This window comes from uncultured Tenacibaculum sp. (assembly GCF_947495995.1).
GTDB lineage: Bacteria > Bacteroidota > Bacteroidia > Flavobacteriales > Flavobacteriaceae > Polaribacter.
In genome coordinates this window covers 44071-59380 of sequence record NZ_CANMAX010000008.1, presented here as the reverse complement: position 1 = coordinate 59380, position 15310 = coordinate 44071, and the positions used below count along the sequence as shown (strand labels likewise).

Annotated in this window: 11 protein-coding genes; 3 read left to right on the top strand and 8 right to left on the bottom strand. The window is 29.5% G+C overall.

Annotated features, from left to right (window positions below; translation table 11 throughout):
* Nucleotides 1-21: 21 nt before the first annotated feature.
* Entirely contained in the window at nt 22-4218 is a 4197-nt protein-coding gene (locus Q1A15_RS17355; protein ID WP_299627051.1) for a T9SS type A sorting domain-containing protein, read from the top strand.
* Nucleotides 4219-4270: 52 nt separating this feature from the next.
* Here Q1A15_RS17355 and Q1A15_RS17350 read toward each other — a convergent pair whose 3' ends face one another.
* On the bottom strand, nt 4271-4786 hold the full coding sequence (locus tag Q1A15_RS17350; RefSeq protein WP_299627048.1) for a hypothetical protein: 516 nt from the start codon (nt 4784-4786) through the stop codon (nt 4271-4273).
* A 390-nt stretch (nt 4787-5176) separates the two neighbouring features.
* On the opposite strand from Q1A15_RS17350, the gene Q1A15_RS17345 reads away from it, so the two are divergent.
* Nucleotides 5177-6316, top strand: coding sequence for an FIST N-terminal domain-containing protein (locus tag Q1A15_RS17345; protein WP_299627045.1), 1140 nt, complete (start codon nt 5177-5179; stop codon nt 6314-6316).
* Nucleotides 6317-6319: 3 nt separating this feature from the next.
* Nucleotides 6320-7363: an ATP-binding protein gene (locus tag Q1A15_RS17340; protein WP_299627042.1), complete on the top strand. Its 1044-nt coding sequence runs from the start codon at nt 6320-6322 to the stop codon at nt 7361-7363.
* A gap of 82 nt (nt 7364-7445) precedes the next feature.
* Here the strand turns inward: Q1A15_RS17340 and Q1A15_RS17335 are convergent, their stop codons facing one another.
* From Q1A15_RS17335 to Q1A15_RS17305, 7 genes are all read right to left on the bottom strand, one after another.
* Nucleotides 7446-8819, bottom strand: coding sequence for a S41 family peptidase (locus Q1A15_RS17335; protein ID WP_299627039.1), 1374 nt, complete (start codon nt 8817-8819; stop codon nt 7446-7448).
* 76 nt (nt 8820-8895) lie between these two features.
* Nucleotides 8896-10020, bottom strand: coding sequence for a helix-turn-helix domain-containing protein (locus Q1A15_RS17330; RefSeq protein WP_299627036.1), 1125 nt, complete (start codon nt 10018-10020; stop codon nt 8896-8898).
* Between the two features lie 160 nt (nt 10021-10180).
* Nucleotides 10181-12775 (bottom strand): glycoside hydrolase family 2 protein, encoded by a 2595-nt coding sequence (locus Q1A15_RS17325; RefSeq protein ID WP_299627033.1) that lies wholly within the window; start codon nt 12773-12775, stop codon nt 10181-10183.
* A 170-nt stretch (nt 12776-12945) separates the two neighbouring features.
* Nucleotides 12946-13416, bottom strand: coding sequence for a YHS domain-containing (seleno)protein (locus Q1A15_RS17320; protein WP_299627030.1), 471 nt, complete (start codon nt 13414-13416; stop codon nt 12946-12948).
* Between the two features lie 33 nt (nt 13417-13449).
* Nucleotides 13450-13803, bottom strand: a complete 354-nt coding sequence (locus Q1A15_RS17315) for a hypothetical protein (RefSeq protein ID WP_299627027.1) — start codon at nt 13801-13803, stop codon at nt 13450-13452.
* An 11-nt stretch (nt 13804-13814) separates the two neighbouring features.
* Nucleotides 13815-14168, bottom strand: coding sequence for a hypothetical protein (locus Q1A15_RS17310; protein ID WP_299627024.1), 354 nt, complete (start codon nt 14166-14168; stop codon nt 13815-13817).
* A gap of 78 nt (nt 14169-14246) precedes the next feature.
* Entirely contained in the window at nt 14247-15293 is a 1047-nt protein-coding gene (locus tag Q1A15_RS17305; RefSeq protein WP_299627021.1) for an AraC family transcriptional regulator, read from the bottom strand.
* Nucleotides 15294-15310 lie beyond the last annotated feature (17 nt).

Below are 15310 nucleotides of genomic sequence, written 5' to 3'. Positions count from 1 at the left end.
ACATATAATACTATCCCTATTATGAAAAAACAATTAAAATTTAGTTTGTTATTACTCTTATTTATAGTGAGTAATATCCAAGCACAAACAAATAATCAAGTTAATGGAGCAAGTATAAGCCCAAATGAAAATACAGGAACAAATACTCCTGCTCCTTACGATAATAACATATTTTATGCTCCAGGGTCACAGATTTCTACAGGAGATTGGAATTTAATTTTAGGACCAGGAGCAGGTTCATCATTAACATCAAGCTTATATAACATCCTTATAGGAGGTATGGCAGGTGCTAATTTTAATAGTAGTGATACAGACAATATTGTACTAGGTGTTTTTACTGCAGATCAAACAACAAACAGTTCTGATAATATTTATGTAGGAAATTTTGTTGCTAGATATAATTCAGCAAGTGATAATGTAATTATAGGACATAAATCTGGATTGAATTTGGTTTCAGGTAGTGATAACACAATAATAGGAGAAGAAGCAGGAGAAGAATTAACTACAGGAGATCGTAATGTGTTTATGGGGGAAGATTCAGGAAGAAACACAACCACTGGTTCAAATAATGTGTTTATAGGCAGATATTCAGGATATAATAATACAACATCTTGGGGAAATACATTTGTCGGAGGTGAATCTTCTAGTTCAATTGATTTAGCTCTTCAGAATATAGATATTAACTATAGTCTATCTTCTCAAGGAAATTCAAGTGGTTATGATAATACAACTGGTGTTGGAAATACTTTTTTAGGTGCAGGTTCTGGTCAAGATAATGTTATTGGTAATGCGAATACTTTTTTAGGTTACGATGCAGGTGCAAACAGTACTAATTCTCATGGAAATACTTTTGTAGGTTATGGAGCTGGTTACGACAATAATAGAGTAAGAGGAACCAACGATTCTAACAGAAATACATATGTTGGAGCTGTAGCTGGAGGAAATAATAGATTAGGGTCTGATAATGTAGGTATAGGTTGGAATGCAAATTTTTTAAGTACTGGAGGTAACAATAGAAACCAACGTAACGTATTTATGGGGACTTCCGTTTTGGTTGATGGAAATGAAAAAGTTGTTATTGGTCATGATGCAGAGTCAAGAGGAAACAATAACGGAGCCATAGTTATTGGAGCATTTAGTAAAGTAAATCAACCATACTCGATAGCTTTAGGTCATAGTGTTAATGTTACTCAAAAAAATACAATGGCTTTAGGAGGAAACACAACAACAAATAGAGTAAGTGTTGGTATTGGTACAGTTGCCGCAAATCAAAATGCATCTTTAGAATTAGCAGATACAGACAAAGGATTTTTAGTCAATAGAGTTACTACATTACAAAGAACAGCTATGGAAACTACTGCGGCTAGTGGAAATGCATTAACAACTACAGATGCTGGTTTACAAGTGTATGATACTGATGTAAATGCACTTTTTGTTTGGAATGGAACAGCTTGGGTAAGTACAACTTCATCTAATACAGATGATCAAAAAGTTGATACATTTCAAATTACAGATAATAAAATAGAATTGTCATTAGAAAGTGATGGTGAAGCTGTCAAAACTGTTGATTTAGCAAGTTATTTGGATAATACAGACAATCAGGATTTAACAATTTCAGGAAACACATTAAGCTTAAGTAATGATGGAACTTCAGTAGATTTAGCGAAGTTTTTAGATAACACAGATAATCAAGATTTAACAATTTCAGGAAATACATTGAGTTTAACTAATGATGCGACTTCAGTAGATTTAGCGAAGTTTTTAGACAACACCGATGCTCAAGGAATTTCAATATTGAATAATGTTTTAAGTATTTCTGGAAATTCATCAAAAGTAAATCTAGCTTCATATTTGGACAACACTGATGAACAGGAATTAGATTTATCAAGCAATACATTAAGTATTTCAGGAAATTCAAAAACAGTTAATTTAAATAAATATCTTGATAACACAGATAGCCAAGATTTAATTTTATCTGGAAATACTTTGAACTTAAGTAATGATGCAACTTCAGTGGATTTAGCGAAGTTTCTAGATAATACCGATTCACAAGAATTAGATTTAACAAGTAATACATTAAGCATTTCAGGGAACTCAAAAACTGTTGATTTATCAAACTATTTAGATAATACAGACAATCAAGACTTAACAATTTCAGGAAATACATTAAGTTTAAGTAACGATGCAACTTCAGTAGATTTGGCAAAGTTTTTAGATAATACCGATTCGCAAGAGTTAGATTTAACAAGTAACACATTAAGTATTTCTGGAAATTCAAAAACTATTGATTTATCAAATTATTTAGATAACACAGATAATCAAGATTTAACGATTTCAGGAAACACATTAAGCTTAAGTAACGATGCTACTTCAGTAGATTTAGCAAAGTTTCTAGATAATACTGATGCACAGGAATTAGATTTATCAAGCAATACATTAAGTATTTCAGGAAATTCAAAAACAGTTGATTTAAATAAATATCTTGATAACACAGATAGCCAAGATTTAACTTTATCTGGAAATACTTTGAACTTAAGTAATGATGCAACTTCAGTGGATTTAGCGAAGTTTCTAGATAATACCGATTCACAAGAATTAGATTTAACAAGTAATACATTAAGCATTTCAGGGAACTCAAAAACTGTTGATTTATCAAACTATTTAGATAATACAGACAATCAAGACTTAACAATTTCAGGAAATACATTAAGTTTAAGTAACGATGCTACTTCAGTAGATTTAGCAAAGTTTTTAGATAATACCGATTCGCAAGAGTTAGATTTAACAAGCAATACTTTAAGTATTTCAGGAAACTCAAAAACTGTTGATTTATCAAATTATTTAGATAACACAGATAATCAAGATTTAACGATTTCAGGAAACACATTAAGCTTAAGTAACGATGCTACTTCAGTAGATTTAGCCAAGTTTTTAGATAATACTGATGCACAAGAATTAGATTTAACAAGCAATACTTTAAGTATTTCAGGAAACTCAAAAACAGTTGATTTAAATAAATATCTTGATAACACAGATAGCCAAGATTTAACTTTATCTGGAAATACTTTGAACTTAAGTAATGATGCAACTTCAGTGGATTTAGCGAAGTTTCTAGATAATACCGATTCACAAGAATTAGATTTAACAAGTAATACATTAAGCATTTCAGGGAACTCAAAAACTGTTGATTTATCAAACTATTTAGATAATACAGACAATCAAGACTTAACAATTTCAGGAAATACATTAAGTTTAAGTAACGATGCTACTTCAGTAGATTTAGCCAAGTTTTTAGATAATACTGATGCACAAGAATTAGATTTAACAAGCAATACTTTAAGTATTTCAGGAAACTCAAAAACTGTTGATTTATCAAATTATTTAGATAACACAGATAATCAAGATTTAACGATTTCAGGAAACACATTAAGCTTAAGCAACGATGCTACTTCAGTAGATTTAGCAAAGTTTCTAGATAATACTGATGCACAAGAATTAGATTTAACAAGTAACATTTTAAGCATTTCAGGAAATTCAAAAACAGTTGATTTATCGAGTTATTTAGATAATACAGATAATCAAGAGTTATCTTTATCTGGAACAACATTAAGTATTGCAAACGGAAATACAGTTGATTTAGCCAACTTACAAGACGGTACAGGAACAGATAATCAAGAGTTATCTTTATCTGGAAATGAATTATCAATTTCAGGAAGCACAAAAACAATAGATTTATCTTCTTTTGTAAATTCTGATCAACAAGATTTAACTTCAGCTACTTTATCAGGTACAACATTAACGATAGCGATTGAAAATGGAGCTTCTGTAGATGTTGATTTAGCTCCAATTTTATCGTCACAACAATCACAAATCAATAATTTGATTTCTCGTGTCGAAGAGATTGAAAAATGTGCATGTAGTGGTACATTAAGTGTTGGTGGAGTTACAAATAAAATCAACAAACCAATTTTATATCAAAACATTCCAAACCCTTTTAATGGTACAACGTCTATAAAATATTACGTTCCTCATCATTTTGATAAGTCAGCGATTGTATTTAGTAATACATCTGGACAAGTAATTGATACTGTAATGTTAAAAGAGAAAGGGGAGCAGGAGTTATATTTTAATAGCAGTTCACTACCAACAGGAATTTACTTTTACACACTGTATGTAAATGGTCATAAGATTGATACTAAAAAAATGATTATTGAATAAAATCATTCTTACATAAATTGAAACTCCTTTTAAGTAATTAAAAGGAGTTTTTTTATTGAATTCGTACAGAGATTACCATAGATGTTAAAGGTATTTCATCAATGGAAACAGTATCGTTGTCGCTAGGGAAATCTAAAATATAGTTTAGTTTGTCAATACGAATGATAACTCCATAAGTATTGTTGTTACGTATTTTGAATTCATGCGGAGAAAACTTTTTAATAATATCTTCAAAAGTAGTTCCTATATTAAATCCGTGTTCAGTAGAGAAGTTGGTTGTAGCAAGTTCAATACAACTTACAATTTCTTGATCTTTTAAAATTGAGTGAATAATAGCAACTCGTTGTTTTTTAGTATCTAAAAAATAGTATAGTTTTTTATTTTCATCTTTAAGTGTAAAAGGAAAATCTTCAATACGATCTTTAGAAATTTCACTTACAGCTGTACCTAAACGTATATCTAAAAAAGAACTTTTATTTTCAATGTAATAAGAGGTAGTTCCTTGACTGTTTCCAATTTGATTGCATAAAATGAAGAAGAAACAAAGTAGCGTAGTTTTTTTAATCATAATCAAATTTTACTGTTTTCATTTCAATAATAAACTAAAAAAACAAACAGTTATTTCACTGAAAATTTAATTTTCTTACGTCCATCATTAGAAAAATTAAAAACAAAAACTTATATTTAAAGAGTAAATGAAGTCTAATTTTATAATTAGACAGTGCATAAAGTGCCGACTTAAATTAAACCTCCTTTCATCTGTGTTTTTGTATTAAAAACACAATGTATACTTACTGTTCGTCTACACTTACATGCATTTGGTCTAAAAATATGTGCTTTGTCATATTGAGCTGGCTCAAGTTTTCATAATATGCACTACTTTTAGAGAAAAGCTTAGATTCAACCAAACAAAAAATTCCAGTGAATTTAATGTTTATTATATTTCTTATTAAATGATATGAAAACTTTACAACTACAAAGAACCCAAAATTCTGATTGGAAATATTTAAATGAAAAAATTACATTAAAGTCCCCTTTAGTTTTAGTTTTTGGAAAAAGGGAGTTACTTGAAGATGAAAATATTTATGAAGAGGTTAAAGGCCTTTTTAGTGATGGACATATTGTATTTGGATCAACTTCTGGAGATATTACTGATGAAAAAGTTGATAACGATAGTATAACCATTACAGCAATAGAATTTGAGAAAAGTAGATACGAAGTAAAGCGTTTAAATATTTTAGATTCTGGTGAAAAAGCGAATAGTTTTGATACAGGAAAAGAATTAGTAAGTGCTTTTTCTAAAGAAGGTTTAAAACATGTATTTGTAGTTTCTGAAGGAAGTTTTGTAAACGGAAGTCATTTAACTCAAGGAATGAATGAAGCTGCTGAGAATGAAATTCTAATCACCGGTGCTTTATGTGGAGATGCTGCTAAGTTTGAAAAAACAATAGCTTCGTATAATGAAAATCCTAAAGTAGGAGAAGTTGTAGCTATCGGATTGTACGGCGATTCATTAGAAGTTTCTTGTGCAATTAATGGTGGTTGGACTCCTTTCGGACCGGAACGAATTGTAACAAAATCTGAAGATAATATCTTATATGAGTTAGATGGAAAACCTGCATTAGATTTATATAAAAATTACTTAGGTGAAAAAGCAAAGGAATTACCAGGAGCCGCTTTATTATATCCTTTAAAAGTAAAGTCAGACAACGAGAATTATTCTATTGTTAGAACTATTTTAAATATTAATGAAGATGAGCAATCTATGATTCTTGCTGGAAATATTCTAGAAGGAGAACAAGTTCAGTTAATGATGACTCATGTGGACAACATTGTAAATGCATCAGAATCGGCTGCAGTATACGCAAATAAAGACAGAGAAAAAGAGGCAGAGTTAGCAATTTTAGTAAGTTGTATTGGTAGAAAGTTAGTATTAGACCAAAGAGTAGAAGAAGAAATAGAAGAAGTAATGGAAACCATAGGAAAAGATGCTACGATATGCGGAATGTATTCTTACGGAGAAATAGCTCCTTTTAACGGTGAGAAAAAATGTCAGTTACATAACCAAACCATGACCATAACTTTAATAAGTGAATAAAGAATGAATTCTCTTTTAAAAAGGCAGATTAGAAAATATTTACCAGAGAATTTACAGAATAGTCCAGAACTAGAAGCTTTTTTAGATGCTGTAAATAAGTCTTATACAAATTCAGACAATCAGTTTTCTATGCTTCAAAGAGCTACCATGATAAGTTCAGAAGAGCTTTCTGAGGCTAGTGAAAAATTGAGAAAAGAAACCGATAAACAAAGAGAAATAATTTCTAAGCTTAGGAACGTAATTAACACACTTAAAGTGTATGAATTAGAAAAAGACGATTCCTTAGAAAATACTTCAACATTAAAATTAGTTGATTTTATCGATCATCAAACAAAAGAGATTCTGAAAATTAATCAGCTAAAAGATAAATTACTGGTCAGTTTAGAAAAGCAAAATGAAGAATTAAACGAGTACGCTCACATGGTTTCTCATGATTTAGTTTCTCCACTTCGAAATATAGAAACTTTAGTTCATATGCTTGCTGAAGATTATGGTAATGAAATTCAAGATGATGGATTAGCCAAATTAAAAATGATAAGTGAAAATGTAGAACGAATCGATGTTTTAGTAGGTGCAATTAGAAATTATTCATCAATTAAAGTTCAAGCGAAAAAACAAACAGATTTAAGTATTCATAGTTTATTAGATGATACCATTGAAGAACTCAATTTATGTAAAAGTATCCGTATAAAAATTGTTAATGAATTGCCTGAAATTAAAGGAGAAGCACATAGTATTTCTCAACTTTTTATCAATTTAATAGACAATGCTATTAAGTTTAATGATAAAGAACTAAAAACTGTAGAAATAGGATGTAAAGAAGAAGAACATTTTTGGGAGTTTTATGTAAAAGATAACGGAAACGGAATCGAAGAAGCTTATATAAATAATGTTTTTATGGCATTTTATAGGTTGGAAAACGATTATCAATCTGCAGGAATGGGGTTATCTACAGTGAAAAAAATCGTTGATATGTATGAAGGTAGAGTATGGGTTGAATCTAAACCAGATTTGGGTTCTACGTTCTATTTTACAATCAAAAAATAATATCGAAAACAAAGATTTTACTTCATTTTCGATATGGTTTATCAACAAAGAAAAATTATTCAATTGTATACAAAGGCAATTTTTAGAGTTGTAGTCTTTGTAAAAGCTCTTTTAATATTTCATCTTCTTCATCTAAAAGATAATCTTTAATTACAATGTCAGGTATTACACCTTCTGGTTTTTCACTGCCATTTACACGAATCATTTTTCCTTTAGATACTTGTACTTTTATTCCTGTTTTTGGTAGATTAAAATAAAATACTGAAGCTATTAAAGAAGGATATTCAGCAGTTTCTTCTCCTACGATTTTTCCAAAATTATAATCTTGAATTTGCGCTGCAGTTACTGTTGCTTGAGAGTGTGATTGTCTGTTGACTAATACATAAACATCTCCTTTAAATGTAAGATTTTTGGGTTGAGGTAGTGTTTTGTCAAAAGTGTAAGTATAACGTTCTCCATCGGTATGACTAAAAATTGATTTCCAATAATTACTTGAGTTTTTCTTTGTTAACCCAGTTTCTTTTAAAAGTTTACTAGTTCTTAATGTAAATGAACTGTTCCATGTAAAAGGTTTATCAGCAATGTAAGAAACCATATAATCACTAAAAACATTATCGCCACCAGAATTATTTCTTAAGTCAATAATCAATTTGTTACTTTTATTATTCAGAATTTTAGCAAATGATTCTTTTATAAATAATTTGAATTTCTCTAAATCTCCATCGAAACTTCCAGGATTTAAATACGCAATTTCATCATAGAATTTTAAAGTCATTTCAGCATTTAAAACTCTTGTTCTTACGTTTTCAAAACCTTCCATAAGTGGAACTGCTTTAATAGTGTACTTTTTTTCTTTTCCGTTTTGTTTAACTCTAATATTGAAGGTATCTATCTTTCCAAAAATTTGCCAATAATACCTTGGTAAACTGTACATTTCAATTTTGGTGTTTTTCATCAATCTGCGTTCTCCTGAAACTTGAGGATAAATTTGATCTAAAATCTGATTTATAGAGCGATCATTGATACTCAAAATTTCATCACCGGGTTTTATATCAGTATTGTTAGACCAGTTTTTTCTGATTAATGGTTTATTTCCTTCAAAAGCAATTTCTAACGGAAATAAGGTTGCATTTTCAGAATTCGCATACTTCATATATTCTGAGCCAGGAAAATCAATATTAGTATGTCCGTTATTAACAAGTACTGATAATTGTTGTAGTATTTTTGTCGCTTCTAAAAGGTTGTATGAATCTTTTGAGATTTTACTTTTAATATGATGAAATCCTTTTTCGAAAGCTTGTTGAGATACTGTTTCATAAATATCATATTGCGATTCAATAAGAGCTTTTTTTAAGTAGGCTAAATCTTCATAAAGATCTTGTTTACTGAATTTATCTTGTCCTTGTATTTGTAAAACTTGTAGTAATAATAAAACGAAATAGTATTTAAATTTCATGTAGTGTTTTGTATAATTTTATTCCGCAAAATTAAGTGTGAAAAGTGTATGAGTCGTCCGAATGCTTCTATTAGGACTAGTTTTTTGATTTTTTAATGTATTGACTAGGTGTTAATTGTGTTGTTTTTTTGAAAACACTATTAAAAGTTGACTTAGAATTGAATCCGCATTCATAAGCTAAACCTAAAACAGAAAGTTTTTCAAGATTAGAAATATGTATTCGTTCTTGAAATTCTTTAACTCTGTATGAATTGATTAAATCGTAAAAGTTCTTTGAGCAATTTTGATTTATTTTTAAAGAAACCTGTTTAGGTTTCATGTCTAGTAATTCTCCCAACTTACTTAAATTCAAATCTGAGTTTAAATACGGTTTCTGATTGCGCATAAGCAATTCCAACTTTTCTAAAAACTCGGTATCTTTTTTAAATGTATTCTTTGCTGAAGTTTTGTTTAGTTCATTAACATTAAAAGAAGAAGTTTTTTGATTGTTTAAGTATCCTTTAAAGCCAATCCATGTGCAGCACAAAGCAAGTATAACAAAACTTGGTAAAAAGTAATATTCTCGTAAACTTCTATCGAAAACAAATCGATCTATTTCAGTAATAATATTCCAGAATATATGATACGAAGCATAAACTAAAATGGGAATTTTTAACCAACTATATGATCGTTGATCTATTTTAGAATAGTATTGTTTTAAAAGCTTTTCATGTCGATAAAGAATTCGAAGAGATACAATACTATAAATCAAATTAGATAATATTCCGATCCATTGTTGTGTCAAATACACATAAGTAATATTTGGCATTGGTTCAATGTATAAACCGTCAGCTCCGTTTCTGTAAAAAGGTGTTCTATAAAATAGAAACTCTAAAACTAGAGGAACAAAATGAATAAAATTTTTCTTGGTAAACTTGAAAGACGGCTTGGTAACACTTAACGTATAAAAATACAATGCAGGTCCCATTCCGTAGAGTAATTCTAACTGTACATATCTGAAAATATGCATTAAGTTAAAGTCTTTTAATACATTAACTAAGACTATGTTTATAGCCATAATAGCATAAAAGAAGATTAACATTGCTAAGAATTTATTAGCTAAAATTTTAGGTTGTTTCTTTAAAATAAGAATGCCTAAAATGATGGCTTGAAAAGCAAAAACACAAATTATGGTAAATAAAATGGAGTTTGAAGTAATCATTTAGTCTTAACAAATAGAAAGAATTCTAGTTTAATTATAGAGAACTAAAGTAGAGAATAAGAATGATTTTTGAGGATTTTTAAAAGAAAAAGGAGTGATAATTATTTATCACTCCCTGCAGAATCGATAGAACTCGATACTTAATTAAAACGATCTTTATTTAATTTGAAATTTCAGGATTGTACGTATCTACTAAACTAGAGACTTTTAATTCTTTTTTGAAGTCTGCTAAAGTTTTGAAGTTACCTTTTTGAATAGTAATTGTTTTCTCTGTATTTGGTTCCATGGTAAAATAATTGTCCGAGAAATTTTCATCAAAGTTTCCAGATGCAAAAACACCGATGGCTAATTTTTTAGTTTTAAAACTAACAATATATTCAGTTTCATTTTCAGAAACATCAAAAGTAATTTCTGGTTGAGGTAATGTTAAAGTTTTAAAAGGAACTAAATAATGTTGTTTTTTAGCAACAGTAGTTTTACCAACTTTTAATGAAGCACTTAAGTAAGCTGTTTTCCATTGTGATGAGAATTCTTCTAATTTTTCTTTTGAAATAGAAAGATAACTTTTAGAAGCATTAGCTTCTATTTCGATACTTTCATTCCAAGATGTGATAACTTGTCCATCAAAACTTAATAAGTCTACCTTTAATTCACCTTTTTGATTTGCTAAATCATCAGTAGCGATAAAAACGTTTACTCCATTTTCTTTTTTATCGAAACTAACAATCGTTTTTTTAAAAGACTTTTTCACACCATAATGTAAAGCTTTCCATTTTCCGTAATAATCAATACTAGACCAAGAAGCAACTGGCCAACAATCGTTAATTTGCCAATATAACGATCCCATACAACGGTATCTATTTTTTCGATGTGCTTCAATTCCAGTTGTAATTCCGTAAGCTTGTAATAAATGACTCACATGTAAAAAGCTAGCAAAATCTTTAGGCTTTTTATAATGTCTTAACATATATTCTTCAATAGTACCGTTTCCAATACTAGAACGCTGATGCGATTTCATTACTTCTGAAAAAATATCATGATCTTCTGGAATAGTATATTTATTTACAGTAGCCAATTCTGGAAAAGATTGAAAACCGAATTCCGACATAAATCTTGGAATCTTAATATTATAATTTTCAAATGGTTCTTTTCCCCACCAAACGCCCCAATAATGTGCGTCTCCATCGGTATGAGATTCAGGAACTCCTAATTCACTACTTGGCGAAGAAGCCCAATATTCTCTATCTGAATCGTAACCTTTTACAGCTTCTGGTAAAACTTTATGAAAAATATCTGTATAAGCTTTCCATATAGTATTTGCTGCTTTTTCAGATTGTTCTTTAGTTACTTGTTGTTTCCAACCCCAACGTTCCCAAGCTGATAAAACTTCATTATTTCCACACCATAAAGCAATAGAAGTATGGTTACGTAATCTTTTAATATTATCAATAGCTTCTTGTTTTACACTTTCAAGAAAATCGTCGTCACCAGGATACATTGCACAGGCAAACATAAAATCTTGCCAAACTAATAATCCTTTTTGATCACATAAATCGTAAAAGGCTTTGCTTTCATAAACACCACCTCCCCAAACACGAATCATATTCATATTAGCGTCTTTTGCTGAATTCAAAATATGCTCGTAGTTTGATTGTTTTACTCGAGGTAAAAAGATATCCTGCGGAATATAATTTGCACCTTTCATAAAAGTAGGTTTCCCGTTTACAGTGAAGTAAAAAGAGCTTCCAATACTATCTTTTTCACGAATTAATTTTATAGTTCGTAAACCGATTTGATGTGATTTAGCATCTGAATGATTTTTATGACTTACTTTAACTTTTACGTCATATAAATGCTGTTCTCCCATACCATTTGGCCACCAAAGTTTCGGATTCTTAATTTCAAATGGAATGGTAAATGTATTCTTGTTTATTACTAAAGGTTTTTCTTCTGTTTTCACTAACGTGTCGTTTACAAAAATCTCAAAAACACTTTTTTCAATTTCTTTTGAACTATTAATTTCTATTTCTGCTGAAAGTTTTGCTGTTTCTCCTATGTTTTTTTGACGAATAAATACATCGTCAACTTTAAAGTTATCCCAACTTCTTAAAATCACAGATCTCCAGATTCCTGAAGAAACTAATCTTGGTCCCCAATCCCAACCGAAATGATATCCAGCTTTTCTAGAAAATATACTTACTTTTTTCTCTCCTTCAACTTTCCCAATCTTTGCTAAATCGTTATCAGAAACTGTAATTTCATAATCGATAGCATCATATTTTTCAATTCCTTTTTTTATTGGAGATTCTAATATTACACGTAATTCGTTTTTACCTTCCTTTAGATAAGGTTTACAATTAATGGTATATCTTCTGAACATATTATCAGAAGTCATAATTTCTTGATCGTTTAGAAATACTTTAGAATAGGTGTCAATTCCTAAGAATTCTAGCTCAATATTTTCTTTAGAAAAATCTTCCTTAGAAATTTCGAAACTCGTTTTATATTCCCAATCACTTTTATCGATCCATTGTACATCGTGTTCGTTTAATCGATAAAAAGGATTTTCAATGTCTTTGTTGGCAAGTAAATCTGTATGAACTGTTCCTGGAACTGTAGCGTTTTTCCATAAGGTATCGTTAGCCTTTTTGAACGTCCAATTTTCATCAAGTTTCATTTCTTTTACGATTGATTCTTTACATCCGGTTAGTAACACTAGTATAGCAGATACAAAGAAGAATTGGGTTAATTTCATTATTTGGTGGTTTGTTGTATGGTTGAGCTAATAAATATATGTAAAACCAGTTACTTAAACTTTTAATATTCTCGCATTATTTGAACAAAAATTAACTTGATAAAATAAGGAAAAACCTTATTCAAATAGTATGAATAAGGTTTTCAATTTAAAAATAAAGAAGTATCGTCTTAGTTATAAGTACTCTTTAACTTTTTCCAATTTTTGTTGGCAACTTTCACAAGTTTCTTATCATCGTTTTCTTTTAACCATAATTGTTTAGCGTCTAGTTCTACATTGTTAAGGAACAAATAATATTTACCGTTGTACACTAGAAACTTATTTGGGTCTACTCTAAACTTAGCTCCTGCATAAGTACCAAAAGCACAATATCCCCCGTACTGTGGAAGGTACTTCGCAGGATTCTTATCAAAAGTAGTTTTTTGTTGAGTTGACGTGAAATAATACACAACACCTTCGTGAGTAGATTTGTAATTTTTATTTCCTCTTTGTGCTAAGTTTAAATCTAAGTAAGAAACCGGACTATAACCTTGCAAAGCGATATTACTATTGTCGATATTATTAGCTTTTTTGTCTTGACTAAATGCTGAAATACTTAAAAGAAATAATCCAGCGATTGTTAATGATTTTAAAATTTTCATAATGTTATAATTTTTAATTTGTGATTTGAGTTATTAAATGTTTGTTTGAGGTTTGTGTGCGCTTACAACTAGTAAAACAGTAGCTCCGTTAATCCAATAATAGAAGGCATCGATTCCTTCAAAAGAAAAAAGAAATGGAACGAGTACAAATGTTAGTCCGACTAAAAAATCTACAGCTAAGTGAAGTTTGTACGACAATACTCTAATAATGCCTAAGTGATGATCGGTAAGAACAGTTAAAATAAAAGCAGCTATACCTGTAATTACTGAAATCCAAAGTGCTAAAGGGTTTGTTTTTCCTAGTTCTAAAAAGAAAGGCAATGCAATTAGTGCTATTGCTACAGGATAATCTAAAAATGCGTGAATTCTTTTAGTAACAAATTTCATAGTATTTACTTTTAGTTAGCGTTAAAATATGCTTCGCGTATCACTTGTCCTTCAGCATTCCATTCTCTTTGAATGATTTCATGCCAGTAGATTTTTGATCCGTCTTTCATATCAAAATCAAAAGTGAATTCAGATGCAGAGCTGTTACCATCAATAATAGAATTATGATGTGTAATACCATTTACATTAGCAATTGCTCCTAAAAAGCCTTCCATTTTTTCAACCATTTGCGATTTTGTGTTCGTAGTTGAATTTGAATAATCTGAAGTTGCAGCATTATCTGCGAAAAAAGTTTTTACTGCGTTTACAATATCTCCTTGAGATACCATTTCATCTATACGTTGTACTTGATCTTTAATGTTCATTTTAAATAATTTTAAATGCGTTGTTATTCTGGTACAAAGATCAATCAGAAGTAGGAGGAAAGAGGTACAAAAAAGGAGCTACCTATTGTACTTTTTTAAAAAGTCGGTTGGTGTAAGTTTGGTATGAAGTTTAAAAAATGAAGAAAAATGATTGGCTTCTTCAAAGCCTAAGAAGTAAGCAATGTTTTTAATTTTATCGCCTTGTAAAAGTAATTCTTTTGAAGTTCGAATGATTTCTTGACGAATTAATTGTCCCATAGAAGCATTTAAATTCTGACGAACTTTTTTAGCTAATGTCTTTTCAGAAATATGCATTTGATCTGCATAAAAAGAGAGTTTTTTTTCTGAAGTGTGAAATTCTTGTATGAGTTTAAATAAATCATTTTCGAAATGATCATCTAACTGATATCCTATTTCATCTCGAAATTCACTTGGAGTGATTCCTGTATTTTTCTTGAAGTTTTTATTGAAGTAAGCAACGTCTTTATAACCTTGTTCGTAAGCAATTTCCTTAATTGAACTATCTGTAAAAGCAATCAGTTTTTGGTCTTCGATTAGACGTTTCTTAGTTTGTAGTTTTTTTACAGTAACCCCAATTTTATTCTTTAATAAATAATTTATATTCTGATTATTCTTACTTATTTTTTGAACGAGTTCGCTTACGGAAAGATGATTTTTAAATTCTTGATCGATAACTTCCTTTACATCAAAAATAACTTGATATTCTTTTTTGTCAGCATTAAAAGGATTTTGCCAGTACCACTGATTGATGGAGATATCAATAATATCTTTTGGAGATGAAAAAATAGTGTTTTGTAAGTATTCTTGACAATTTTTACATTCTAAATAATCAATATATCCAAGAGAAATTAGGTGTTTAAATAGAATTCTTACATCTTGACTTTCGAATAAAACCTGATTGTCAAATTCTATTTTTCGAACTGTAAAAGAATCTGATGAGAATTTAATGTATTGTCCTTTTTCTAAAAAGATAAGTTTATCATCCCAATTCAAATAGTTTTTAAAATCCACTTGAATAGTTCCTTGTCCTTCCATGATATGAAAGAGCGTGTAGGATTCAATAAAATAAATCTTATTGATTTCGGGACTAAACTTAGAAACCATTGTCTTTTAAATTTAAA

Bases quoted from the DNA above. Each gene is read 5' to 3' on its own strand.
- Q1A15_RS17355 (WP_299627051.1), top strand. From the start codon at position 22: ATGAAAAAACAATTAAAATTTAGTTTGTTATTACTCTTATTTATAGTG.
- Q1A15_RS17350 (WP_299627048.1), bottom strand. From the start codon at position 4,786: ATGATTAAAAAAACTACGCTACTTTGTTTCTTCTTCATTTTATGCAAT.
- Q1A15_RS17345 (WP_299627045.1), top strand. From the start codon at position 5,177: ATGAAAACTTTACAACTACAAAGAACCCAAAATTCTGATTGGAAATAT.
- Q1A15_RS17340 (WP_299627042.1), top strand. From the start codon at position 6,320: ATGAATTCTCTTTTAAAAAGGCAGATTAGAAAATATTTACCAGAGAAT.
- Q1A15_RS17335 (WP_299627039.1), bottom strand. From the start codon at position 8,819: ATGAAATTTAAATACTATTTCGTTTTATTATTACTACAAGTTTTACAA.
- Q1A15_RS17330 (WP_299627036.1), bottom strand. From the start codon at position 10,020: ATGATTACTTCAAACTCCATTTTATTTACCATAATTTGTGTTTTTGCT.
- Q1A15_RS17325 (WP_299627033.1), bottom strand. From the start codon at position 12,775: ATGAAATTAACCCAATTCTTCTTTGTATCTGCTATACTAGTGTTACTA.
- Q1A15_RS17320 (WP_299627030.1), bottom strand. From the start codon at position 13,416: ATGAAAATTTTAAAATCATTAACAATCGCTGGATTATTTCTTTTAAGT.
- Q1A15_RS17315 (WP_299627027.1), bottom strand. From the start codon at position 13,803: ATGAAATTTGTTACTAAAAGAATTCACGCATTTTTAGATTATCCTGTA.
- Q1A15_RS17310 (WP_299627024.1), bottom strand. From the start codon at position 14,168: ATGAACATTAAAGATCAAGTACAACGTATAGATGAAATGGTATCTCAA.
- Q1A15_RS17305 (WP_299627021.1), bottom strand. From the start codon at position 15,293: ATGGTTTCTAAGTTTAGTCCCGAAATCAATAAGATTTATTTTATTGAA.